This window comes from Kangiella profundi, from assembly GCF_002838765.1.
Classification (GTDB): domain Bacteria; phylum Pseudomonadota; class Gammaproteobacteria; order Enterobacterales; family Kangiellaceae; genus Kangiella; species Kangiella profundi.
On the sequence record NZ_CP025120.1, the window covers coordinates 2,007,273 to 2,032,346 of the forward strand.

The 25,074-nt window shown below is 42.5% G+C and carries 24 protein-coding genes and 1 other RNA gene; 13 read left to right on the forward strand and 12 right to left on the reverse strand.

The genetic code is table 11. The features are described 5' to 3' along the window. Positions 1–122 precede the first annotated feature (122 nt). Entirely contained in the window at positions 123–2,192 is a 2,070-nt protein-coding gene (locus CW740_RS09410; RefSeq protein WP_106647256.1) for an EAL domain-containing protein, read from the forward strand. A gap of 6 nt (positions 2,193–2,198) precedes the next feature. Here the strand turns inward: CW740_RS09410 and serB are convergent, their stop codons facing one another. After that, positions 2,199–3,101, reverse strand: a complete 903-nt coding sequence (gene serB, locus CW740_RS09415; protein WP_106647257.1) for a phosphoserine phosphatase SerB — start codon at positions 3,099–3,101, stop codon at positions 2,199–2,201. Between the two features lie 255 nt (positions 3,102–3,356). On the opposite strand from serB, the gene CW740_RS09420 reads away from it, so the two are divergent. After that, positions 3,357–4,313, forward strand: coding sequence for a hypothetical protein (locus CW740_RS09420; RefSeq protein ID WP_106647258.1), 957 nt, complete (start codon positions 3,357–3,359; stop codon positions 4,311–4,313). 61 nt (positions 4,314–4,374) lie between these two features. Here CW740_RS09420 and parC read toward each other — a convergent pair whose 3' ends face one another. The 5 genes from parC to CW740_RS09445 form a co-directional block, all read right to left on the reverse strand. Further along, positions 4,375–6,615 (reverse strand): DNA topoisomerase IV subunit A, encoded by a 2,241-nt coding sequence (gene parC / locus CW740_RS09425; protein WP_106647259.1) that lies wholly within the window; start codon positions 6,613–6,615, stop codon positions 4,375–4,377. 27 nt (positions 6,616–6,642) lie between these two features. Continuing rightward, complete coding sequence (parE, locus tag CW740_RS09430) at positions 6,643–8,532, reverse strand: DNA topoisomerase IV subunit B (protein WP_106647260.1); 1,890 nt, start codon at positions 8,530–8,532, stop codon at positions 6,643–6,645. Positions 8,533–8,679: 147 nt separating this feature from the next. After that, complete coding sequence (cpdA, locus tag CW740_RS09435) at positions 8,680–9,462, reverse strand: 3',5'-cyclic-AMP phosphodiesterase (RefSeq protein ID WP_227523841.1); 783 nt, start codon at positions 9,460–9,462, stop codon at positions 8,680–8,682. A gap of 82 nt (positions 9,463–9,544) precedes the next feature. Beyond that, positions 9,545–10,021, reverse strand: a complete 477-nt coding sequence (locus tag CW740_RS09440; protein ID WP_106647262.1) for a DUF1249 domain-containing protein — start codon at positions 10,019–10,021, stop codon at positions 9,545–9,547. A gap of 29 nt (positions 10,022–10,050) precedes the next feature. Next, a complete protein-coding gene (locus CW740_RS09445) occupies positions 10,051–10,665 on the reverse strand; it encodes an NUDIX domain-containing protein (RefSeq protein WP_106647263.1) in 615 nt (204 codons plus the stop codon). 196 nt (positions 10,666–10,861) lie between these two features. On the opposite strand from CW740_RS09445, the gene CW740_RS09450 reads away from it, so the two are divergent. Together CW740_RS09450 and CW740_RS09455 are read left to right on the forward strand one after the other, a co-directional pair. Then, positions 10,862–11,530, forward strand: a complete 669-nt coding sequence (locus tag CW740_RS09450; RefSeq protein WP_106647264.1) for a protein-L-isoaspartate O-methyltransferase family protein — start codon at positions 10,862–10,864, stop codon at positions 11,528–11,530. 56 nt (positions 11,531–11,586) lie between these two features. Continuing rightward, a complete protein-coding gene (locus CW740_RS09455; protein WP_106647265.1) occupies positions 11,587–12,960 on the forward strand; it encodes a TolC family outer membrane protein in 1,374 nt (457 codons plus the stop codon). Positions 12,961–12,996: 36 nt separating this feature from the next. Here the strand turns inward: CW740_RS09455 and waaA are convergent, their stop codons facing one another. Genes waaA through CW740_RS09470 form a run of 3 tightly spaced genes read right to left on the reverse strand, consistent with a single transcriptional unit; the run spans position 12,997 to position 15,006 of the window. Continuing rightward, a complete protein-coding gene (gene waaA / locus CW740_RS09460) occupies positions 12,997–14,244 on the reverse strand; it encodes a lipid IV(A) 3-deoxy-D-manno-octulosonic acid transferase (RefSeq protein ID WP_106647266.1) in 1,248 nt (415 codons plus the stop codon). Between the two features lie 37 nt (positions 14,245–14,281). Then, complete coding sequence (locus CW740_RS09465) at positions 14,282–14,575, reverse strand: RnfH family protein (protein ID WP_106647267.1); 294 nt, start codon at positions 14,573–14,575, stop codon at positions 14,282–14,284. After that, complete coding sequence (locus tag CW740_RS09470; protein WP_106647268.1) at positions 14,575–15,006, reverse strand: type II toxin-antitoxin system RatA family toxin; 432 nt, start codon at positions 15,004–15,006, stop codon at positions 14,575–14,577. The genes CW740_RS09465 and CW740_RS09470 overlap by 1 nt, the downstream gene beginning before the upstream one ends. A gap of 139 nt (positions 15,007–15,145) precedes the next feature. Here CW740_RS09470 and smpB point away from each other — a divergent pair, with 139 nt between their 5' ends. Then, entirely contained in the window at positions 15,146–15,619 is a 474-nt protein-coding gene (smpB, locus tag CW740_RS09475) for an SsrA-binding protein SmpB (RefSeq protein ID WP_018624237.1), read from the forward strand. Positions 15,620–15,806: 187 nt separating this feature from the next. Next, complete coding sequence (locus tag CW740_RS09480) at positions 15,807–16,751, forward strand: LysM peptidoglycan-binding domain-containing protein (RefSeq protein WP_106647269.1); 945 nt, start codon at positions 15,807–15,809, stop codon at positions 16,749–16,751. A gap of 103 nt (positions 16,752–16,854) precedes the next feature. On the opposite strand, the gene CW740_RS09485 is transcribed toward CW740_RS09480, so the two are convergent. Genes CW740_RS09485 through CW740_RS09495 form a run of 3 tightly spaced genes read right to left on the reverse strand, consistent with a single transcriptional unit; the run spans position 16,855 to position 19,929 of the window. Continuing rightward, on the reverse strand, positions 16,855–18,558 hold the full coding sequence (locus tag CW740_RS09485; protein WP_106647270.1) for a serine/threonine-protein kinase: 1,704 nt from the start codon (positions 18,556–18,558) through the stop codon (positions 16,855–16,857). 6 nt (positions 18,559–18,564) lie between these two features. Then, the gene (locus CW740_RS09490; protein WP_106647271.1) at positions 18,565–19,113 is read right to left on the reverse strand and encodes an FHA domain-containing protein; all 549 of its coding nucleotides are present in this window, start codon (positions 19,111–19,113) and stop codon (positions 18,565–18,567) included. Between the two features lie 12 nt (positions 19,114–19,125). Next, positions 19,126–19,929, reverse strand: coding sequence for a PP2C family protein-serine/threonine phosphatase (locus CW740_RS09495; RefSeq protein WP_106647272.1), 804 nt, complete (start codon positions 19,927–19,929; stop codon positions 19,126–19,128). A gap of 136 nt (positions 19,930–20,065) precedes the next feature. Between CW740_RS09495 and ssrA the strand changes: the two genes are divergently transcribed. The 7 genes from ssrA to CW740_RS09530 all read left to right on the forward strand — a co-directional run bounded on the left by ssrA (position 20,066) and on the right by CW740_RS09530 (position 24,282). Beyond that, positions 20,066–20,413, forward strand: a transfer-messenger RNA (tmRNA) gene (gene ssrA, locus CW740_RS09500). Between the two features lie 173 nt (positions 20,414–20,586). Then, positions 20,587–21,828, forward strand: coding sequence for an integrase domain-containing protein (locus tag CW740_RS09505; RefSeq protein WP_106647273.1), 1,242 nt, complete (start codon positions 20,587–20,589; stop codon positions 21,826–21,828). A 13-nt stretch (positions 21,829–21,841) separates the two neighbouring features. Continuing rightward, on the forward strand, positions 21,842–22,216 hold the full coding sequence (locus CW740_RS09510) for a hypothetical protein (RefSeq protein ID WP_106647274.1): 375 nt from the start codon (positions 21,842–21,844) through the stop codon (positions 22,214–22,216). 86 nt (positions 22,217–22,302) lie between these two features. After that, positions 22,303–23,103: a hypothetical protein gene (locus tag CW740_RS09515; RefSeq protein WP_106647275.1), complete on the forward strand. Its 801-nt coding sequence runs from the start codon at positions 22,303–22,305 to the stop codon at positions 23,101–23,103. A gap of 99 nt (positions 23,104–23,202) precedes the next feature. Next, entirely contained in the window at positions 23,203–23,394 is a 192-nt protein-coding gene (locus tag CW740_RS09520) for an AlpA family transcriptional regulator (RefSeq protein ID WP_106647276.1), read from the forward strand. Positions 23,395–23,404: 10 nt separating this feature from the next. Next, positions 23,405–23,719, forward strand: a complete 315-nt coding sequence (locus tag CW740_RS09525; RefSeq protein ID WP_106647277.1) for a helix-turn-helix domain-containing protein — start codon at positions 23,405–23,407, stop codon at positions 23,717–23,719. 167 nt (positions 23,720–23,886) lie between these two features. Continuing rightward, entirely contained in the window at positions 23,887–24,282 is a 396-nt protein-coding gene (locus tag CW740_RS09530) for a hypothetical protein (protein ID WP_106647278.1), read from the forward strand. The last annotated feature ends 792 nt before the right edge of the window (positions 24,283–25,074 follow it).

Consider the following 25,074-nt stretch of genomic DNA (forward strand, 5'->3'; position numbering starts at 1 on the left):
CAAAATAGATTTCCATGGGGCTTGGGAAACAAACCAGGTTAATGTTAAATTTGTGGGGCAGTTAAATCATTTTCTAAAAAAAGCGGATACCATAAGGGATCCTCAAGGTAACTCGATTTGTGATGAAAAAACAGAGCAATAATTCACCAATAAACACCCTGATTTTCTCTAGCTCAGCCAATGAGAGTGAGCAGCTTGCAAGCCATTTGAAAAATCAGGGACTTCCTATTCGCCATCAGGTTGTTGCCAACAGTGAGCAGCTAAAGGCTGCCATTGACGACAAACAATGGCAACAAGCTATATTCATTGACGAGCTTGATAACCTGCCGATTCAGCAGGCTCTCACTTTGTTGAAAACTCAGAAGCAATCAGTGCCAGCTATTCTACTAAGCAGTAATTACTCTGAAGAGCAACGATTTGACGCAATTGCAAAAGGCGTTAAAGACTGCATCCCAAGTAGTGCCAAAGATTTGCTGACATTGTTAATAAAACGTGAGCAACTATTGGTCAACGCCGAAGAAAAAGTTGCCGAGTCAACTAAGATGGTTTCTGAAACCTCTAAACGAAATCAGTTACTGCTTGAAAGCTCAAAGGATGCAATCGCCTACATTCATGATGGTATGCATATCTATACCAACCCAACGTACCTTGATCGCTTCGGTTATGAAGAAGATGACATTATAGTCATGACCATCATGGATTTGATTGACTCTGAGGACACCGACAAAATCAAATCACTGCTCAAAGAGCAAGCCAAAAGCGGTGAAGAAGTTAAACAGGTTCTCAAGGGCAAAAATGCCAATGGTGAAATCTTTGAAGCCGAGTTTATTGTTTCGTCAGCAATTTACGATGACGAACATTGTGTTCAGCTTGTCGTTCGTGAAGTCAGTGATCAAACTGAATTACTGAAGAAACTCAAAGAAGTTAGTGAAATTGATCAGGTAACAGGCCTCTTTAATCGACCAGCCTTCATGGGCAGATTGAAAACCATCACCGAAAAATCACGCGATACCAAAACAGATACGGTACTCTACCTGGTAGAAATAGATAAGTTCTCTAAATACCGCTCCGAATATGGTATTGCTGCCTGTGATGACCTGCTGAAAGATATTGCTGACTGGATGAAATCACACGTTAGCAGTGCTGCGATATTAGCAAGAATTAGTGATAGTAGTTTCGGCATTATTCTCTCGGAAAAAGGACTGTCTTCCAGTGAATTACCAAAAAAACTACTAGCAGAAATTGGTTCCCACCTATTTGAGGTTTCCGAGCAGACCCTGCATATCGGTTTTAGCATCGGCGGTGTAACCTGTCATGACAATGACCTTGACCCTGACAAGCTGGTACTGCATGCAACAGCTGTTAGTCACAAGGTTCAAGATGCAGGTGGTAATGGATTTGAGCTATTCAACCCATCAATTGACAGTTTATTAACTGAAGAAGAAAAAGTGCTTTACGATGAGTTTGTTCAGGCCAGAGATGAAGGTCACATGACCCTCTTCTACCAGCCCATGATGAGCTTACAGGGTAGCCCCGCTCAACAGTACATCTGCTACTTCCGCTACAAAATGCAAGATGGTAAGTGGGGCTTAGGTAAAAATATATTCCCGATTTTTGAAAAGGTAGGTATCGATGCCGATATCGACAAAATTACCTTTACTCACAGCTTAAAAATGCTAGCTAAAGAAAAAGCCGAAGGTAAGCAAACCAAGCTGTTCCTGACACTTCACCCAAATACATTACTTCGTGAAGATGCCAGCCGCTGGGTTCGTCAAAGCATCGCAAAGGCCGGCATTGACAGCAATAGCCTGATACTGACTCTAAAAAGTCACTTCGCAGCGACTTACCTGAAAAAAGCCATCGAGTTACGAGATATTTTCAATAAAGATGGTATAAGGTTCTGTTTATCAGGCGTGCAAGCCGATGAGCTTGAATTGATTCAGTCGATTCGCCCTAACTATGTAGCCTTTGATGGACAAATGATTGAGGTTCTCAAGCAACAGGGAACTGACAAAATCGTACCATTAATTCAGGCAGCTCATAATGTTGAAGCCAAGGCGATTATTACTAACCTTGAAGAAGCATCTTCATTAGCTCAAATTTGGCCATTAGGCGTAGATTTCGTAACCGGTAATTACATCTCAAAACCGATGTCTAAGCTAAATTATGACTTTACGGACAACGATTTCTAAAGTTGTCTAATTCTGCTTGGCCCGGTTCGAGCTGTGCTGCTGTTCAACCAGTGGCAGTAGTTCGAGCAGCGAATCCAGATAGCCGAAGTTAAGAACGCAATCAGCCGACTTTCCCAAAGTCGGCTTTGCTTTAAAAGCAACACCAATACCAGCCTGATGCAACATTTTTAAATCATTGGCACCATCACCAACAGCAATGCACTGTTGCTCGGATAGGCCTGCATCTATAGCCCATTCTTTTAAACTGGTAGCTTTAACCTGTGCATTAACAATCGGATGCTGCACTTCCCCAGTTAAATGCTTCCCATCGTCCAGTAAGCGATTGGCGCGAACGCGGGTAAAAGGAAGTCTCGTTGCTAACTCTTCCGCAAAAGGCATAAACCCACCCGATGCAATAGCAATTTCTCCACCTTGTTGCACAATAAACTGACAAAAAGTCTCAACTCCCATATTGAATATTAACTGCTCTTTAACCACTTGTATGGAGTCCATAGACAAGCCCTTCAGCTGTTTTACTCTTCGCTCCAGGCTTTGATTAAAGTCGAGCTCACCTCGCATGGCGGCTTCAGTAATTTTGGCAACCTGCTGTCCAACACCAGCTTCGACTGCTAATTGATCTATTACTTCAATAGGAATCAAAGTTGAATCCATATCAAAGACTACTAATTTAAAGGGCCCAAATTTTTCTTGCTTTGGGAGCAGGCAGTAGTCAAATCCTTGAGCCAGACTTTGCTCATAAAGTGCAGATTTTAAGGCCTGCTCATCGTCAGTTTTAATAGAGAAAAGCTCAATTTTCGAACCTAAGTCAGATACTAACTGATTGATATCAGCCAAAGCAGACAGGGACAAAAGATTAAGTTTAGATTCAGTATTCTGTTGATTAAATAGATATAAAAAGTAATCGACCATGGTTTGTGAGGTAGCTGCGCTATTGTGTGGTTCTATTCATAAGAACAAACTATGGTATATTAAGCCCAAATAAAAGCCCATTTTAATTTATAGAAAAGGGATATCAGTATTAAATCGTCATTCATCAAAAGTGCTAACACAAAAGCACTCATCTACTCTGCGCTCGTACTTGCATTCGCCAGCAGTCTGCTACAGCTGTGGCTGACCAAGCAGCAGCAGGAGCAGCAGCGTAGCTATATCGATAGCTATACACAGATGCTGACAACGGCCTCAGCTAGCCAACTTGGAAGTTTTATCTATGCCCAGGATAATGACTCAATAGAAGCTGTTGCTAAAGGCCTTTACGAAAATGATAGCGTATTCAAGGTAGTCATTTATCAGCGCGACGGCACTGAAATGGCCAGGCTGGAAGCTGATGAGTTACCTTCAGACCTGCGCTCCATGGTTGCTGATATCTATTTTCAGGAAAAGAAAAACGGCTATTTAACCCTCTACTTCAGTCCTGATGCTCAAGCCACTTCAATATCTCAGGTAATCGCTGAGCCATTTATGATATGGATTATTAGTGGCTTCAGCTGGGCACTTTTATTGTTTGTTATATCATTTAAAAAAATCCGCTCATGGTGGAAAAATCGTCCGATTAAAGATGATGTTTCCTCTATTAGTAAAGAATCCCCAAGCCAAAATCAATTGCTTCGCCAACTCCTCAAGCATAGTAATGGTAAGAAGCACCAATCTGACTCTAAAGCCACCTTGCTCGTAATTAAAGCTAACTGGGCACGTCTTAATGAGCAGAATACTAATCAGTTACTTAAGGTCTTTAACCGATGGCTTCCCAAGAACGGTACCTACTTTTTAAGTTTTAAGCAGTCACTGTTGATTCTAGGTAAAGACTCAGACTCCATTGAATCAAATACCTTAACCCAGCTACAGGTATTGGTCAGTGCAATGCGACAGCTCAAGCTTGAACCAACAATTCTGGTACATAACCAGGAATTTGATCGCAATGTTTACGAAACATTTTTTGAAGTCATTGAGCCTGGGATTTGGCTTGAGTCAGATGTCCAAAAGGTCAGTCAGCTAGAAAGTAATAATAGTATTGAATTTGATATAGAGTCTGTTGGTGAAGTTAAGCTTATTCGTTTGTCTGAAGTTGAAGCCTCACAGCGCAGCGGAATTGAACGTCAGGCACGCTTCCTGGTTGGTGAATAATCCTATAAAAAAGGCCATCATAAGATGGCCTTTCACTTTTCTACACTCTTAGTGTAAATACTTAATTCTTACTCTCTACCTCAATAGTATCAACTCGCTGGAATCCTCTTGGTAGCTTATGACCACGCCGGCCTCGTTCACCTCTATAGTGCTCGAGATCTTTTGCCTTTAAGGTCAAGTGGCGCTTTCCAGAATGAATGATTAAACTGTCATCATCATTAATGGCTGTTACCGCAACCATAAACTCTTCACGAAGCTTTAACCTGGCTGTTGGGATGCTGATGATCTTGTTGCCTTTACCTTTTGCCAGCTCAGGGAGATCAGCCAATGGGAAAACTAACATTCGTCCTTCATTGGAAACAGCCACGCAGAACTGCTTCTCTGGATCCTGAACAGAAGACGGCTTAACCACTTTAGAGCCTGAAGGTAGGCTCAGAAAAGCCTTACCGTTCCGGGTCTTGGTCACCAGATCACTGAACTTAGCAACAAAGCCATAGCCTGCATCGGTTGCAAACAGGAACTTATCATCATCCTCACCCATAAGGGTGGCCATGAACTCAGCGCCAGCAATCGGGTTTACCCGCCCAGTTACCGGCTCTCCCAATCCGCGAGCTGAAGGCAGGGTATTAGCTAGCAATGAGAAAGTTCGCCCTGTAGAGTCGAGGAATACAGCGTACTGATTGCTTTTACCTTTGGCAGAGTCCAGATACTTGTCTCCTGAGCGGTAATTCATGCCAACCGCGTCGACATCATGACCTTTAGCGCAGCGCACCCAGCCTTTCTCAGACAAAATCACGGTAACTGGCTCTGTCGGTAATAACTCAGTTTCTGATAAAGCTTTGGCTTCTTTACGTTCAACAATCGGTGAGCGACGTTCGTCGCCGAATTGCTCAATCACTTCCTCAATTTCTTTCTTGATTAAGGTCTTCATGCGTTGCTTGGAGCCAAGCGTCAACTGCAGCCAGTCTGCTTCGTCTTCCAGCTCTGCCTGCTCACCTTTGATTTTCATCTCTTCTAGCTTGGCCAAGTGGCGCAACTTTAATTCAAGAATCGCTTCAGCCTGACGATCCGATAAATCAAAGCGCTCCATTAATTTCAGCTTTGGCTTATCTTCAGTACGGATAATGTGGATTACCTCGTCAATATTTAAATAAGCAATCAACAAGCCATCCAGGATATGCAAGCGGTCCATCACCTTGTCCAGACGATGCTGTAAACGGCGACGAACGGTTTCATGACGGAACTCAAGCCACTCTTTGAGCATCACTCTTAGGTTCTTAACCTGCGGACGACCGTCAATACCAATCATATTCATGTTAACGCGATAGGTACGCTCAAGGTCGGTAGTGGCAAACAGGTGACGCATCAGCTCTTCTACATCGACGCGATTGGAACGAGGTTCAATTACCAAGCGAGTGGGGTTTTCATGATCCGATTCATCACGCAGGTCGCTGACCATAGGTAATTTCTTGGCCTGCATCTGAGCAGCAATCTGCTCCAAAACTTTGGCACCTGAAACTTGATGTGGCAGCGCGGTAATGACGATGTCGCCTTCTTCTTTCTCGAAGCGAGCGCGCATACGGATCGAACCACGGCCTTTTTCATAGACCTCAAGAATTTCACTTCGTGGAGTAATAATTTCGGCATCCGTTGGGAAGTCGGGCCCCTGAATGAACTCCAGTAAATCCTCAACTTCGGACTTAGGGTTTTCCAGCAAATGAATACAGGCTTTGCCAACTTCAGAAAGATTGTGCGGCGGTATGTCTGTCGCCATACCAACGGCAATACCAGTCGTACCGTTAAGTAACAGATTAGGAATACGCGCAGGTAATACTTCTGGCTCATCCATGGTTCCATCAAAGTTAGGAATCCAGTTTACGGTGCCCTGTCCTAGTTCACTCAATAGAACTTCTGAATAGGCTGCCAGGCGTGACTCGGTATAACGCATGGCAGCGAATGACTTAGGATCATCCGGCGCCCCCCAGTTACCTTGCCCGTCTACCAGTGGATAGCGATAGGAAAATGGCTGCGCCATCAATACCATAGCTTCATAACAGGCTGAGTCGCCATGTGGGTGAAACTTACCCAGTACGTCACCAACGGTACGTGCTGATTTCTTATACTTTGCAGTAGCTTTCAGCCCCAGCTCACTCATTGCATAGACAATTCGGCGCTGCACAGGCTTCAAGCCATCGCCGATATGCGGTAATGCACGATCCATGATCACATACATGGAGTAGTTCAAATAAGCCTGTTCGGTAAATTCCGCCAGCGACTTTTTCTCAATACCTTCGTAATTCATTTCTTCCACGACAGTTCACTTCTCGTTTTAAATTTCTGCTTTATTGCCTTTCTGCTCTAACCAGTCTTTACGATCAGATGCTCTTTTCTTCGACAACAACATATCCATAATCTGCTCAGCCTGCCCTTCGCCATCAAGCGTCAGCTGCACCAGTCGGCGAGTTTCGCGAGCCATAGTGGTTTCACGTAACTGTTTAGGGTTCATTTCACCTAGACCTTTAAAGCGCTGCACCTGAATTTTGCCACGCTTGTTCTCGGCTTTAATGCGATCCAGCAGGCCCTGCTTTTCGTCTTCATCGAGTGCGTAAAATACTTCTTTACCCACATCAATACGATATAGAGGTGGCATCGCCACAAACACATGGCCGGCACGGACCAGCGGTCTGAAGTGACGAACGAACAAAGCGCACAAAAGGGTTGCGATATGCAAACCATCCGAATCCGCATCCGCCAGAATACAGATTTTGCCGTAACGCAGTTTGCTTAAGTCATCCGAATTTGGGTCAAGGCCAATAGCGACTGAAATGTCATGCACTTCCTGTGAGGCCAGAATCTGATTGGAATCAACCTCCCAGGTATTCAGGATTTTTCCGCGCAAAGGCATGATCGCTTGATATTCTTTATCACGAGCCTGCTTGGCTGAGCCACCTGCAGAATCACCCTCAACAAGGAACAATTCACTACTCATTGAGTCAGTACCCGCACAGTCTGCCAGTTTGCCCGGCAATGCAGGACCCTGCGTCACTTTCTTTCGAACCACTTTTTTACTGGCGCGCATTCGTTTATGCGCATTGCTGATGGCTCGCTCAGCAAGCGCATCACCAATAACTGGGTTCTGATTCAGCCAAAGGCTGAAGGCATCTTTTACTACACCAGCAACAAAAGTCGCACATTGACGTGACGACAGACGCTCTTTTGTCTGGCCTGAGAATTGAGGGTCATCAAGCTTTACCGACAGCACATAGCTGATTCTATCCCACACATCTTCCGCGCTGAGCTTGACGCCCCGCGGTAATAAATTTCTGAACTCGCAGAACTCACGCATGGCTTCCAACAGGCCATTTCGCAATCCGTTAACGTGGGTACCGCCCTGTGGAGTAGGAATCAGGTTTACATAGCTTTCAGCTAGACACTCACCACCCTCGGGAAGCCACATGAACGCCCAATCAACGGCTTCTGCCTCACCCTGAAGAGAACCGGTAAATGGCTCATCAGGCAACTTTTCAAAACCACCTGCTTGCTCAAGAAGGTAAGCAGTGAGGCCATCTTCATATAACCATTCGTCCTGCTCACCCGCAGCCTTATTGTCAAAAACTACTTTGAGACCAGGGCACAAGATTGCTTTAGCTTTGAGCAGGTGTTTAAGACGTGAAACAGAGAACTTTTCGCTATCGAAATATTGACCATCGGGCCAGAACTTAACACTGGTTCCGGTATTGCGCTTACCGACTTCACCAACGACTTCGAGATCCTTAACCTTGAAGCCGTCTTCAAAAGCCATGAAGTACTGATTACCGTCGCGCTTTACGGTGACTTCAACACGCTTGGATAAGGCGTTAACCACCGAAATACCAACGCCGTGTAAGCCACCTGAAAACTGGTAGTTTTTATTGGAGAATTTACCCCCGGCATGCAACTTACTCATGATAAGCTCGACACCTGGTATACCTTCTTCGGGGTGAATGTCTACTGGCATACCACGCCCATCGTCTTCTACTTCGAGGGCTCCATCTTTGTGTAATGTTACTTTAATTGTTTTTGCGTGCCCGGCTAATGCCTCGTCCACACTGTTATCGATCACCTCTTGTCCAAGGTGATTCGGACGACTGGTATCGGTATACATACCGGGACGTTTTTTAACTGGATCAAGACCGCTGAGAACCTCAATGGATTCAGCTGTATATTGGTTATTCGCCATAAGTAAATTATTGATTTTGTGTTAGGAGAGCCAAAATGACTCAATATCTTGTTATTCGGCTCTTATCCTATAAAGGCCGATCAGCAAGTGCAAGTAAAATTATTGACAGATTCGTGCGCTTTTCTAGAGAGCTCTTTAAGGCACTGATTAATAGCCAGAAATGGCAAAATTCACCTTGGGCAAATAGTGATCAACTCGATAATTATGCTTCTTTATAGAGCCGTCCGCCTGACATTGGTAAACCGCGTAACCAGGTGTTTCTGAGCTGGCGGCAAAATCAGCAGAGTGTCGTTTGAACTGAACGCAGGTCGATGGCACGGAACAATAAAGGGTATTGTCAATTTTGTGTTCCGAAAACTGATGCACATGACCAAAGCCACACAGTTTAACCTGAGGGTATTGGGTAATAAGCTCCAATACCTCATCCTGATTAATGATTCCGATTTCATCTAGCCAATCGCAACCTACTGGAACAGGATGGTGATGCATGTAAAGCATGGTTGGCAGATCAGAATTCTCTTCAAGGCATCTCTGTAACCAGTCTAGCTCCGTTTTGCTCACTCGACCATGAACCTCGCCTTCAATATGGCTGGTCACCATCAGGATTTGCCAGTGCTCGGTCAAAATCTGCTTATGGGGAAACAGCGGAGCTTTCGAAAGGTGGCTGGAAAGATGCTCTACTTCATCGTGATTTCCGGCAAGTGTGAAAACCGGTTTACCGAATTGAGCCATCTGTTCAGCAAAGAATTGATAGGAGGCTTTTGAATAGTCCTGCGAAATATCCCCTGTGACTATAATAACATCAGGATCGACGCCTTTTGCACGCACATCATCCAGTACCGCGCAAAAACTTTCCTGTGTATTAACGCCCAGCAGGCTACCCTTTCCATCAGCGAACAAATGCGGATCTGAAAGGTGTAAGACAGTCATTTCAGGTCGCCCAATAAATAGGCGTTTGCAGTCGTAAGTCAAATCAATCTCCTATTTTGTTAGTGTTATTATCGCTTATAAGCTATTGCAAAAACGCTAAGTGGGTCGTATTCGCAGTGTGAGATTGACCAAATTGTAGACAAAAGTTAAGCCATTCACCCAAGAAACGGTTCAACTGGAGCTTTTCATCCGGCTGCTTCATTTCAGAATTGGGGTATTGATAAACAGGTGGCAGCATTCCCTCATTAAGCCCAGACAGCACTTCCGCCATCTGCGCATCATGATATACACGAACCAGAAACTCACGATTAATGGCTGATGCGTAGGGAGCCTTACTATCACAGTACTGACGCAGACGATAGGTAACGGTATAACGGCTCAACTGCTCAAGGGTAATAACAATATCTGGCTGTTTGTCGACACTCAACAAAATGGCATCAGATTCATGGCTCAGTGATTTACCCGCACTACCTATCAGTTTATTCAACTTCAGATAATTGCTGGCGCACAGAGCCATAAACTCTTTCAAATCTGGAATATACTTTCTTGCTGTAGGCATAATTACCCATCTATATAAAACTATCCGTGCTACTGCTTTCCAGCAAGATCCAGTTGCTGCTCATTCAATAAAAACCATTGGAAGGCAATCAATGCCATAGCATTACTAATACCGCCATTCGCCAAAAGTTGCAACATTTCATGTCGTGAGAGCGCTAACACCTTGATATCTTCATGCTCATCATCCAAACCGGCATATTCTACCAAGTTTGAGCTATCAACCAAACCAAGAAACAGATCGATGTATTCAGTGGTGCCACCTGGACTTACCCAATAACCAAGCATCTCTATAAGCTTATAAACCTTGCAATGTGACTCCTCTAGTGCTTCACGGTATGCGACCTCATGAGGATATTCTCCTTCTTCAACCATCCCTGCGATAATTTCCAGCAGCCAAGGTGAGTGCTTATCTTTGAGTGCACCTGGTCGACATTGCTCTATCATCACAAATCTATCCAGCCTGGGATCATAAAGTAAAACTCCGACGGCATTGCCTCTCTCGAAGATTTCACGTTCTACAACAGGACTCCAACCACCTTGATATTGCTTATGTCGGTAGCGATATTTTTCCATTTTAAAAAAACCTTCATATAAGGGTTCATGACTGATAATTTCCACATCATCAGTTCCAAATTGCTTCTTCAAAGAGTCACCTTTTATTCACGTTATCCCTGCTTAACTATAACCTTTAGAAGCGGCTTTAAAGTTAAGCGCTAATAAATAATCCAACCTATCGTGCCACAGGCCTTGCTGGATGTTAACACTTCATAATCTGTTACACTTACTGTATTGTTTGAAATACCAATAATTACTATGCTTTAGCCAACCAAGAGAGGTATCCATGGAACAGCCATTGCTTGATTTGGAACAGGCTCGTCATAACATGGTTGAACAGCAAATCCGCCCATGGAATGTGCTGGATAATCAATTACTGGATCTGATTTCGGGACTGCCCCGTGACAGATTTGTACCAGATGAATACCGATCACTGGCTTACGCTGATACACAGATCCCAATTGGGCATAGCCAGTGCATGATGCCTCCTCGCGAAGAGGCCCGCATGTTGCAGGCTCTTCGTATTCAGCCGAGCGATGTTGTACTGGAAATTGGCACCGGAACTGGATACTGCACTGCATTGATGGCTCAGCTGGCATACAAAGTATATAGCGTCGATATCATCGGCGAATTTATTGAGCAGGCAAAAGAGCGAACTCAGCAATTAGGTCTCGATAACATTGAGTTTGAAGAAGGAGATGCGGCGTCTGGCTGGCCTCACTACAAACCTTACGATGTAATCGCAATCACAGGTAGCTTTTATAAACTTCCTAAAGCCTACAAACGTCATTTGCCGATTGGTGGCCGCCTGTTCTGTATTGTTGGCCAAGAACCAGCAATGAAAGCCAAGCTAATTACTCGTACAGGTGATGATGAATGGCATGAAGAAGTTTTATATGAAACCGTTTTGCCTTACTTAATCAACGCAAAACGCGCTGAACAATTTGAATTTTAGAGCTCTATAGCCACTGTAAGAATACACGCTTAGAAATAACCACTTTGGAATATGGTATGAAACCAACAACAACGATTAAACTAGTCACACTTGCAGTTCTTTCTTTGAGTGGATTTTCCTCTCAGGCAAACACAGACCTTGTAGATGTCTACCAAGATGCATTAAAAAATGACCCACAGTATAAAATTAGTGAAGCTAATTTAAGAGCGACTGAGCAAGATGTTCGCATAAGTCGATCCAGTTTGCTGCCTCAAGTCAGCGCCTCTGCGACAAAAGGTATGAGCGACTATGACTACTCAGGACAAGGCCTGGATGGTAGCCCTTCCGATCCCTTTAGCAACGAAGTTGACTCAACGACTTATCGAGTTCAATTAAGTCAATCACTATTTGACTGGAGCCGCTGGGTAGCTCTGGAGCAGTCTGAATTACGAGTTCGCGCTGCAGAGTTAAGCCATGCAGCAAGCTTGCAGGATTTAATGACACGAACTGCTCAGGCCTATTTTCAGACACTCAGTCGTAAAGAAATACTAGAAGCCACACGTTCGGAGAAAGAAGCCCTACAAAAGCAACTTGACTTAACTCGTGAACAATTCGAGTCAGGGCTTTCAACAGCTACAGACTTCCTTGATGCTCAGGCCAACTTTGACCAAGCACAGGTCAGCGAATTGGTTGCTGAAAATGAATACACCAACGCCGTAGAGGCGCTTCGAGAAATCACTGGTCAGTACTATTCCGAACTTGAAGCTGCAGGAAACGAAGTAACTTTAACACCACCAACTCCAGCAAATATTGATGATTGGATGCGTGCAGCGCGTGAAGCCAATCTAAGTCTCAAAGCTAAACAATTTGACGTGAGGGTAGCTCGCGAAGAAGTTAAGCGCAATAAAAGTGGACACTACCCTACTGCAGATCTTAACGTTACCTACTCTGATCAGGAAACTGAAACTGATCGATTCTTCCCCATTCAGAATATCGACCAGAATACTTTGAACATGCAGGATGGCTATCAGGCAGGAATCACTGTCACAATTCCATTATTTTCAGGTTTCAGAACTTCAGCTCAAACAGAACAGGCCAAACAGAACTACTTGAGAAGTACTCATGAACTGGATCAAAGTGATAGACAAGTTCAAAAAAATGCGCGTATGGCCTATACCAACCTTCAAACTGCTATCAAATCCTTTGAAGCAAATAAAAGAGCTTACGAATCGAGCATCAACTCTTTAGAGTCTACTCAGGAAGGCTATCAGGCAGGTACGCGTAATATTGTGGATGTATTGATCGCCACTCGTAGCGCATATTCTGCACAGCGCAACATGATAAGAGCCAAGTATGACTACCTGATTAGCAGTCTACAGTTAAAAGCTGCTGCCGGTACCTTAACTGAAAAAGACATTGAAGCAGTGAACAGTCTTCTGGAGAAGTTTTAACCAGAACTCTACTGTCAGTGTTATTGATATTTGAACTCAAAGATATTGTTCAATGACACTGACTGTTTTATCTAAAGCCCCACGGTTTCTCTCAATCACCTGTAAAGCTTTTTGGCCCATGTCATGAGCTGTATCTCGAGTTTGCATAAGTTTTACAATCCTATCTGCAAGCTCAACCTCATTTTGAACCATCTGAGCTCCACCAGCAGCAATTAGATCGCCGAAGATTTCATTAAAGTTGAATATGTAAGGGCCGGTGAGTACAGGCTTTGCAAGAACCGCTGGCTCAATCGGGTTATGTCCTCCGACTTCGGCAAAGCTTCCGCCAACCCAGGTAATATCTGAAATATTAAATGCTTTCATCATTTCACCCATGGTATCACCTAGCAATACTTGAGCATTTTCACCCCAACTATCAGGCTGTGAACGGCGTGCCATACTAAGTCCTGTGTCTGAAATTAATCGTGCTACCGATTCAAATCGCTCAGGATGACGAGGTACCAGAATCAAACGTGCATCCGGCACTTGTTCGCAAACAAGCTGGTGTGCTTTAAGAACCAACTCATCTTCTCCCTTATGCGTACTGGCTGCAATCCATACTGGTCTACCCTTCCATACTGGATAATATTCATGGTCGCTAAACTGTGGGATATCGATATCAAATTTAATATTGCCAGTAACAATCGACTTATCACTAGTTAGACCGATCCTCTGAAATCTTTCGGCATCTTGATTGTTTACGGCTAAGACCTTAACGAATGCACCCATCATTTCTTTGGAAAGCGAAGAAATTTTTTGATATTTCTGAGCAGATCGCTCCGAAAGACGTCCATTGGCCAGGATTACCGGTATTTTGCTGGATTTTAAATGATGCAGCCAATTTGGCCAAAGCTCAGTTTCCATGATTACCAATAACTTAGGTCGCGCACGATGGATAAAGCGTTTTATGGTGCCGGGCAAATCACAGGGCGAATAATGATGTTTAACTTTGTCACCCAGCCCATTATGAATTTGTTTAGCTCCGGTTGGGGTCGTAGTGGTGACAATAATATTTAAGTCAGGAGACTTGGCTAATAAGCGCTTTATAATTGCAATTGCAGCGTTAGATTCTCCCATGGACACAGCATGAAACCAGATGCTCTCATTTGATTCTTTACTGACGATCCCAAAACGCTCCCTAAGAGGCTCTCGGTATTGCGGTGGTTTAAAGCTTTTATAAACCCAGCGCACACACAGTAATGGTGCCGCCAATATGTATAAGAATGTGTAAAGATAACGTAACAACGGATCGTCTTCCTTATTGACTTAAGTCTTGGAACATTTATGTTTTATTTTTCTGCGCTCTCTGCTTTCTGACTTCTTTTGGATCGCCAATTAAAGGACGATAAATCTCAATTCTGTCACCAGCATGCAATGTGTCCGTCAGTTTAGCAAGCTTACTGAAAATCCCAACCTTATTCTCTGCAAGATCAATTTCGGGGTACAGCTCCAAAATACCAGACTGCTGAATAATACTTTCAATTGTATCGCCAGAATTGACCTCAAGCGAAAGCAAGGTCTGCTTTTCCGGTAAAGCATAGCAGACTTCTACTTTAATTTTGTCCTGAACACTCATCAGGCGTACACCTGTCTCGCCCTTTTTGAGAAGGCGTCCACAAATGACTCCGCCATCTGGTTAAAAACGGCCCCAAAAGCAAGGTTTGTCAGTGGGTTGGAAAACTCAAACTTTACGACTAGCTCTATCTTGCAGGCTGATTCACTTAGTGCATCGAACGTCCACTGGCCCGTTAAATGTTTAAAAGGTCCCATGACCAGCTCCATTGCAATGTTTTCATAAGGCTGATTAGTGTTGCGAGTGGTAAATTCTTTTGCGAAACCACCTTTTGCAACAGATAAAGTGGCCGTAACCGTGTCCTCGGTTCTTTCAAGAACCTTAGCATTGTTGCAACCAGGCAAAAACTCAGGGTATTTCTCTATATCATCCACTAAGTCGAACATCTGTTTTGCCGAAAAAGGTAAAAGCGCTTGTCGCCGAATGATTTTCATTGCAAAAAGCTAGTTATTCAGGTTTTAAAGTGCCGCAATTGTAACACTGCAGACGCCTTAAATACCAACTATTGAGCAATAGCACTCAGGCACCTATAATTGCGGTCTAACTTTGCAATAATTCCAAACAGGAAATACCTTGGCTAAGAAAAAAGGTAAGCCGTCAGGCAATACCATTGCGCTCAACAAGCGCGCACGTCATGACTACTTTATAGAAGAAACTTTCGAAGCAGGTCTTGTATTACAGGGCTGGGAAGTTAAAAGCATACGTGCAGGCAAGGTAAACCTAGCCGAGAGTTACGTGTTGCTCAAAGATGGGGAGGCCTTTCTATTTGGTTGCCATATCACCCCACTGATTTCAGCTTCAACCCACGTAGTAGCCGATCCGACCCGCACTCGAAAACTGCTTTTACATAACCGCGAGATAGCTCAGCTCTTCCGCGGTGTTGAGCAACAGGGTTACACCGTCGTTGCCCTGGCCATGTACTGGAAACAACACCGGGTAAAATTAGAAATTGGTCTGGCTAAAGGTAAAAAAATGCATGACAAACGGGCAACAGAAAAAGAACGGGAGTGGAATAAGGCTAAAGAACGGATCATGAAGCGTCATTAGCCTCAGATATTTGCTATACATACTCAGTTCGAAACAGTGTAAAGTGATGTTCTTGCCAAGTGTGGTCTAAACCACACTGTCATGAGAAACCGTTTGTTATAATCCAATTTATCCGGTAGGGTCTTGATTTATAAGGCTTTATAATATCAACATTAGCACTGCCATTTTAAGGAAAAGGTACTATCTCTTGAAAGCTTACAGCACACTATTTCTAGCGTTAGCGCTATCCGGTTGTTCATTTGTCGAAGACCGAAGCGAAGAACCAGTCGAAATTATTGATGTCAGCGATGGCACTCGCTCCTATATCTCCGGCAAATCAGTCCAATCAGACACGATTCAGTATACTGTCCGTTCAGGAGATACCCTGGGCTCTATCGCAAAAAAAATGTTGGGTAACGCACAGAGATACCTGGAAATAGCAGAGCTAAATAACATTGAACCACAAGCTCCGATCTATGTTGGTCAACAACTCCAGCTCCCTAGCAAGGGGTTAATTCTGGTAAAACCCAGAAGCAATCAGCAAGTGCGGAACCAAAAAGAGCAATCGACAGAACAGCCAACTGTATCAACTTCAGAAATAGACACTCTGCTTTCTGAGCAACGCTATTATGAGGCAATAGAGTATGCCCGAGCGCAAGAAGATTTAGCAGATAATAATCAATTGCAGGAAAAACTGATCATTGCAGCGCAAAATCAAGTGAGACAGTTGCGTCAACAAGGTTCTGTAGGAGAAGCTGAGGAGTTACTACAATTGTTAATCGATGATGAGCGCCTATCAGAATCGAGTCAGCAAATCCTGCAATCCAATCTGGCAGCGTTAAATGTAGAGCAGGATCTAGTTGAAGCTAAACAGTTGGCCGATAGCCAGGAGTTCGATAAGTCTTACAATATTTTATTAAGCGCCTGGCAGGTTTCAGGAACCGAACTTGAGTCCAATGCTCTATTTACAGGAGCGCGCAATAAAGTTAGCGAGCATTATCACCAGCAGGCACTCAGGCTTTACCGTAATCAAAAGTTAGATGATGCTCTAGTTTACTGGGACCGTGTACTGGCCATTAATCCTTCCGATGACCTGGCTCTGGTTTACAAAGATCGAGTAAAAGCACTTAAGGAAAAGCTCGAATCATTCTAAAGCGTTGCTAACTAAAATTTCTAGCAAACTCAGTCACAAAAAGGCTATCTTAAGATAGCCTTTTTTGTTTGTAAGAACATAAATATTATCCGTGACTCTTGAATTACTTCTCTTCGGGAGTCTCTGCCTCATCCTGAGAGATAATAAGCGTCTTATCCATGTCGGTTATGGTTTCCAATAGACTTGGATCTGGGTTTGTACTGATATACTGAGTTTGCGTCAAACCAGCCAACTTTTGAGAAAGATCATTTACTTCCTGTTGTAGACGACCAACCTCATCATGAGTATCTACTTTAAGAATGTCCGCCTGCCCATGATTTCTTAGCTCTCGAATAACATGACGCGTCTGGTTCACCCTTTGAATAAATCGATTTGCCAGCCAATAAACTCCTGAAAATACAGCTAGCATTATCAAGAACATCCAGATAACCATTGCTAACAAGGATGATTGAGTAGCGCTTTTTAGATTACTACGACTGATCGCGATAAAGGCATGACCAATCTGCTTGTCTTGATAAGTAATTGGAGAATCAAATAACACAACTTCCTGATTATAATCGGTTAAATTCGAATAAATTTTCGCATCGTTATTTTGCTGCTGTAATTCACTTGCCTTCGGTAGTTCAAATGGCTTATTAATCTGATCCGGCTGACTGCTGCTTTGAACAATATCCTGACCATTTCTTATCGACAAATGCTGAATCTGCGAGTTATCGGCAATATCAACCGTTATCGCCTGTAGTGCAACATCTTCATCAAGCAACAATAACTCTGCAGTTTCTGAAGAAATAATCTGCACCATTGAGTTTCCGTAGTCGAAAACTAGTTGGTTCATAAGCTGATTCTGCTTGTTGTAAACCCAGACCATCCCCAGAATCATTACCACCAAAACCACCGCTGATAAACTAATTGCCCACCTTGCACGCATGGAAACAAAACGAATACCAGCTAAGCCTTCCTTATTCTGTGTCAGCTCTTTAGCCAGAGTTTCGATTTCTATCAGGAGCTCATCACTGGAATCATAGCGATGATCAGGATTTTTCTGTAGAAGCCGGAAAATAATACTCTGCCACATGAACCCCTGTTCAGACACGATATTAATCGGCTGAGGATTCATGTGCAGGACAGCCTGCATCATTGCTGCGTAATTCGGTGCCTGGAAAGGTAGTTCGCCTTTAGTCACCTGGTACAGAATTACTCCTAGCGAATAAAGGTCGGTTTTAAAATCAACACCATGGCCGGTAATCTGTTCAGGCGACATGTAGGCTGGTGTACCCATGATTTTTTCATTGGTTTTACCGCCTTCATCTTCAAGAAAGAGATGCTCTACGTGGGCGATACCGAAATCGGTAATTTTAAAACGACGACCACCATCAAGAACCAAAATGTTATCCGGCTTTAGATCGCGGTGAATAACTCCGTTTTGATGCGCATAATCGAGCGCTAGAGTTAGCTGCTTCGCAAGATCCGCTGCCTGCTCCAAGCTCAAGGTGCCATTTTGCTGAAGGTAATCATCAAGGTTTTCTCCTTCTAACAGCTCCATGGCAATAAATGGCCGTTCTTGCCAAATACCTACATCATAGATAGTGACAATACCCGGATGACCCAGTCGCCCTGCTGCTTTGGCTTCACGCAAGAAAAGCTCGCGATATTCCTCTTTTTCCACCAGTTCGTGTTTTAAGAGTTTTATCGCGAGTGAACGGCCGATCTCCGGATCTTCTGCCTGATACACCACAGACATAGCTCCACGGCCAATTTCTTTGACAAGTTTATAGCGCCCAATGCGCAGTTCGTTATCCTGAGACATTGAGAATTAAAGGAATAACCAGGCAAGAACTCCCAACAGAATCAATGCTGCCACACCTAATGAACCAATCAACATCCAGTTCATTTCTTCTTTTTCTTCCTGTGGCTGAGCTTCACTGCTGTCCACCAGTGTAAATAAAAACTCAGTGTGACCAATCTGAATCCTATCACCAAACGATAAAATACGCTCAGAAACTTTCTCACCATTGACAATAGTGCCGTTAGAAGACAACAAATTTAAGATACGCCACTGCCCTTCAGAGAAGGTAATCTGGGCATGAGTTGAGGACGCCGCAGGGTCATAAAGAGTCACGCTGTTACCCTTACCCCGTCCGATGACATTCTTACCATATTCCAGTAAAAATGCTTGGCCAGCGTGTGGCTTTGTGGTTGCAAGCAGTGCAGGAACCTTAGTTCCATCATCTTCCAGCTTTTGAATTTCCTCTTTGATCATCCTTTCTACTTGACTCGAATCGAAGACCAGTGTTCCTTGTGGCCCCGCTTTATCTTCACGAAATTCAGACTTATGTTGTGAAGGATTTTTCTCAGAAGACATACCTACCTCACATTAACCTAGTTTAAGGATTGTTTTGATTTTTGTTATAAACTTCTCAATCGGCGTTTCTTTCTTCTTCGGCTGTGGTTCAGTAACAGGTGATGAAATTAGCAGTAAAGAAATATTATCGCTACCCCCATTCTTACATGCCAATTCGACCAGATACTCAACCTTTGCCTGATTATCACGAGGAAGCTTCAAAGCTGCAATAATTTCTTGTCTCGAAAGCTCCTCATAAAGACCATCGCTCGCCAATAATAGAGACTCACCATAACCCCATTCACGATTTAACGAACCAATGCTTAATGGAGTTTCATTCTCAATACCTAAGCATTGCGTGATGACGTGGCGTTTAGGATGGTTTTTTACTTCCTGTTGCTCTAATAAACCAGCGTTCACCAGCTTCTGGACCAAAGTGTGATCCTCAGTCAGCTGAGTTAACTCACCAGTTTCCTGATTCCACAAATAGGCGCGACTATCGCCAACCCAGGCGATTTCATAGTCGGCACCATTGGAATGTACTGCAACTACAGTCGCACCCCGGTCTTCCTGCTCATGCTTATTATGTGCCTTGATTACAGAGTGAGCGGAATGAACTGCGCTATGCAGATTAAAGCCTTTTTTTATCGACTTTGAAATCTCGTCAATAGCATATTGACTTGCTTGTTCGCCTTGCTTAAGACCACCGACACCATCTGACAAAAGCCATAGCCCCAAATCAGGTGATGCAAAAACCTTGTCATCATTATTCTGCCGCGACATCCCCTTATGTGACAGCATGGCGAACTGTATCTTGGACGTTTGTAAACTACTCATTGCCCCTCCTCTTATTCCAATGGAGTGTAGCTGTTTGCTCAAAAAATGAATGTTAACCAAGCCACAAAATATCTTGAGCTATACCCTTGATATTAATGTACTTGGCCCAATAATGCACTATAATGGAAAAGAATCTGGGGACGATTTGGATTCGACGTGGATTACGAACCTCCAGGTGCATGCCGAGATGTCAGCGAATCTCGTAAAATCAAAGCTGAAACTTAATAGTTGCAAACGAAGACAACTACGCTTTAGCCGCTTAAGGCTAACTGTCTACTCTGAGCGTCCTTGGTAGGAGCTAGACAGTCAATACAGGGACTCGCAGGTAACTGTGCTCGGCAGCCAACTGTTAAACTTTCCTCGAGACCGTCTTTGAATGCCTGCCCATCGGCACGTCAAAGATTAAATTAAAGATGGACCTAAGCATGTAGAGCCTCGAGCAGAGGATTCGCGGACGCGGGTTCAATTCCCGCCGTCTCCACCAAAACCTTGAATAAAGACGTCTTAGGGCGTCTTTTTTCTTGCCTAAAACAAATAAATATCAATATGTTACAATCCATTTTCGTATTTTGACGTGTTTTGCTGTCTTGCGAAATCTAGCTTTTAATGTAACACTGAATGTAACACTGGCGAGTTTTTGAACAAAGCGATGTTACAATGGCGAACAAAACAGCACCTCTAACCGATACGGAAATCAGGCAAGCCAAAGCCAAGGAAAAAGAATATAACTTAGGTGATGGCAAAGGACTGTTACTAAGAATTAAACCCAATGGTTCGAAACTCTGGCTGTTCAATTATCAAAGGCCATACACCAAGAAACGGGCAGTTCTTAGCGTTGGTAGTTACCCAGAGGTTAGCTTAAAGCAAGCAAGACAAACTCGATTAAAGTATCGTGAATTATTAGCCAACGATGTTGATCCAAAAGACTATAAACAGGAACAAGAAGCACAAGCTAAGGAAGCTCTAACTAATACCTTTGAACACGTTGCTAATTTGTGGCTAGAAAGCAAACGCGACACAATAACCAGCGGTCATTTCCAACAAGTAAAACGCTCCTTAGAAAAAGACTTATTCCCAAGCCTGGGCAAAAAGCCAATTAGTACATTAAAAGCTACTTCCTTTATTACCCTACTTCGTTCTATTGAGGCTAAAGGCTCATTAGAAACCGTTAAGCGTCTATCTCAGCGAATTAATAATATTATGAATTACGCAGTCAATTATGGACTGATTGAAGTAAACCCAGCTCAAGCCATTGGCGAAGTATTCAAGAAACCAAAGAAGAAGCACTATCCAACGTTGAAACCTGAGCAATTACCAGACTTGATGAAGGCACTCAATACAGCCAGTATTCAATTACAAACACGATGTTTAATTGAATGGCAACTGCACACCATAACGCGCCCCAGTGAAGCCTCTGGAACTAAATGGTCAGAAATCGACTTCAAGCAAAAGACTTGGACTATTCCAGCAGAGCGAATGAAAAGTAGAATTGAACACATAATACCGTTATCAGAACAAGCCTTAGCCCTGCTCGACATAATGAAGTCAATCAACGGAAACCGTCAACACGTGTTCAGCAGTAGAATCAACCCGAAAAAGCCAATGAACAGCGCTACAGCTAACGTAGCATTAAAACGCATGGGCTTTAGAGGCGTGCTAGTATCACACGGCTTACGTGCACTAGCCAGCACCACCCTTAATGAGCAAGGCTTTAATAGTGACGTTATCGAGGCATGTTTAGCCCATATCGACAAAAATGAAGTCCGAAAAGCCTATAACCGTTCAACCTACCTAGAGCAACGCATTAAAGTTATGACTTGGTGGTCTGAGCATATTGAAAGTACTTCACAAAACCACTTATTAACAACAAAAAAGTCAAGACTTAAAGTCGTTACGTGAATAAGGAACTAATATGAACAATCAAGATAACTCTTCTGGGTGTTTGTTTCCGCTCATACTGATTTTTGGGATAATGTATTTTATTAATTGGTTATTTGAAATTAGTTCCCCATTTAATATATTTAGCGAAACTGTGGAAGTTGAAACCTACCATATATACAAATCTATAAACTCTAGCCAATCGGAATATTATATCAATGTGTTCATTGTAAATAAGGACAATCAAACTGTAGCTATTTGGCATAAGAATGGTTCTAAGAACTTGAAAAACTGTGTTGTGAAAAATGCTCATAACTGGCAGTGCATTTATGACACAATTCCTTATGCAATGATTGATAAAGAAATACAAGGATTTTGGGGGCATGACCAGGTTAGTAGATTTGATTAGTGGAAATACAAGGTTTTAAATTGGAATATTTGAATAAATTTCAAGCCCACAATTAAAAACATATAAATTTAAGAAGTAATCATCTTATGGAAAAAAATGAAATCGATAAATTATTATCATCAATAGATGCAATAGATTTGTTAACCCTGTATCTGACAGAATTGTATGAGGAAGTAATTACAGGAAAGAGCGCCTGCCCTACTACACAAAATAAATTTGAGTTAATGTTTAAGGAAGCAGTACCACTTAGAAGAATGTTATTTTTAAATGATTACTCTAAAAACTTCTATAAAAATCTAAAAGCCAATTCGAACTTCCCAAATGAATACAAGTTATTTTTTAATTCCTGTTTGCACATGATAACAAAACTAACCAATAGATATGGACAACAATTTTTAACAATATCACACAAGTTATTTAAACACCCCAATTTGAAAGACAAAAGAAAATCAACAGAACTCATTAATTTATCAACAAATTATGACCTAGAAACCTTATGTTTAATGAACTACCCATTATTATTGACAATAGATTATGCGACCTCAGTTTTGAGAAAAGAAGAAGATAATACTTACATTATTTTCGAGTTATGGGGAGATCTTATTTTTGCAGAGCTTTGTACACAACTATATAAAAACTATGAAAACATACTAGATAGTTATAAGAAAACAAGAGCATCTAACTCTGGCAAGAAAAAAGGTGAAGAACATAGATTAGAGGGACTAAGGTTAATTAAAATTTATTATTCTAAAAGCCAACCAAAAACTAAGGATGAGGTCATAAAAAGTGTACAGAAGACCCTTTTGGAAAAATTTGGACTTCCAGTAAAATCATATAGCACAGTCTCAAACTGGGTAAATTATTATTTAGCAAATAATAAAAACTAGCTTCTATAACACAAGCTAGCTTTTAGAATATAAATACAACATAGCAACAATCATAATAACTCCAATGAGCATTTAATACGCACAAATGGAGATATTTAGATGAAGCACAACGTTCTCAGACTTTCACAAGTCATAGCTATTACAGGCTTATCCCGCGCCAGCATTTACGCAAAGATGAATCACGGCACATTTCCGCAATCTCGCTCACTAGGAGCTAGAGCCGTTGGATGGCTCGAAAAGGATGTGATGGAGTGGATTGAAAACCTGCCAACTAGTAAAGAAAGCGCGTAAGGGGGAAGCGATGAACAAAAAAAACACCCTTGCTCAGAAATCTAAACACGGGCATCAAAAGGTTAAAAGCTATTCTACTCACACCAAGGCGCAACAGCAACGGCTACTATCTGCATTAGAACAAGCTGGAGTTAAAGGAATTACAAGCATTCAGGCCAGGCATGAACTCGATATAATCCATGCACCCGCCAGAGTGTATGAACTACGACATAACTTAGGCAAAAACATTCGGACAGAGTGGACAATTGAAGCAAATCCGCATGGGGGTAATCATAGGGTAGCACGTTACGTTTTACTCACTGGTAAATACAGGGCGGTGGCGTAATGGCGATTTACTTAATTACCGATAAAGCCCTACAAACGCGCCAGATAAGACTTGTAGCCTTTAGCCAAGCCCAAGCCATTAAAGCAACGGAAAGGCTCTATAAGCTCCACCCTGAGCGAGTGACTATTCTTTGCCATATCCCCCTTGTCGATTGATAAGGGGGAAGCATGCCAAAAAATAAAAGCTCCTATGTACCTTTCCATAGGCATATATTTAATGACCCTCTAATCTATCAGCTTACTGCGCAAGAACGCTTATTACTTGATCAGCTTTATATGCAGTACAACGGTAAGAATAATGGAGACTTTTCATGCGCCTGGAGTGTAATGAAAAAAAAGGGCTGGAATTCAAAGGCAACGCTATTTAAAGCAAAGCAGGGACTACTTACAAAGGGCTGGATTGAAGAAACTCGTAAAGGGTATACAGGTGTATGTAGTCTTTATGCAGTTACATTCTTAAAGATTGATGATTGCAATGGGAAACTTGATGCGAGAGCTACTAATACACCATCCATGCGTTATCGAGAAATTAAAAAGCCTGATACAAATATTGTACCGAAATAGCCCATATGCTGTACCGATAACGCCAAATATCATGGATTAAGGTACAGAAAATGGGTCAAGTTGGTACAGTATCTGTAACATAACAACCCTTTTATCAGTACAAATTCTGTACTCCTTATATATACCATATATAGTTCATTTTTTTATCATGCTATAGGTATTGTTTATCTTGATGTGCTACGAAATATGACAGCTTAATTAACTAGCCTGGTTAGGGTTTGTATTACCTTACTACAAGATATTACTCTAGCCATTTACTTAGTTGATTTTTGAAAGTCTTAATGCTCAAAGCTCATGATCAATGCTGGACTTTTTATTAATGAGGCAAGAGATATACAGACTTTTTGGACAAATACGCGCGTAGCTATTCATACAGTAAAATACGGCAAGTTTACGGCAAGGTTGAAAATCAATTTCCCAACAATTCAACCCTTAGAATTTATACTAAGGTTACACTAAGGTTATAGTTCAATAAATTTATGCTTCAAACATATAATTAAGCTTTTCTATGCTTAGATCCAGTCATTTAAAGGAACCCAGCATGAACCAAATGTAACACTGTTTGTAACATTAACACTTTGTGAAATTACAAAATCCATTGTTAATCAGTTAATTAAATGCTCTGTTCTAGTTCCGCCGTCCCACCAATACAAAACCTCAACTCGCAAGAGTTGGGGTTTTTTATTGGTCATAGATCACGGAGTGAGAAGGCACGGAGCGGCTTCAAAAAATTGTCAGGAACAATTTTTGAGAGCTTTAGCTGGTCTGAGCGTAGCGAAGACGAGGCTCAAG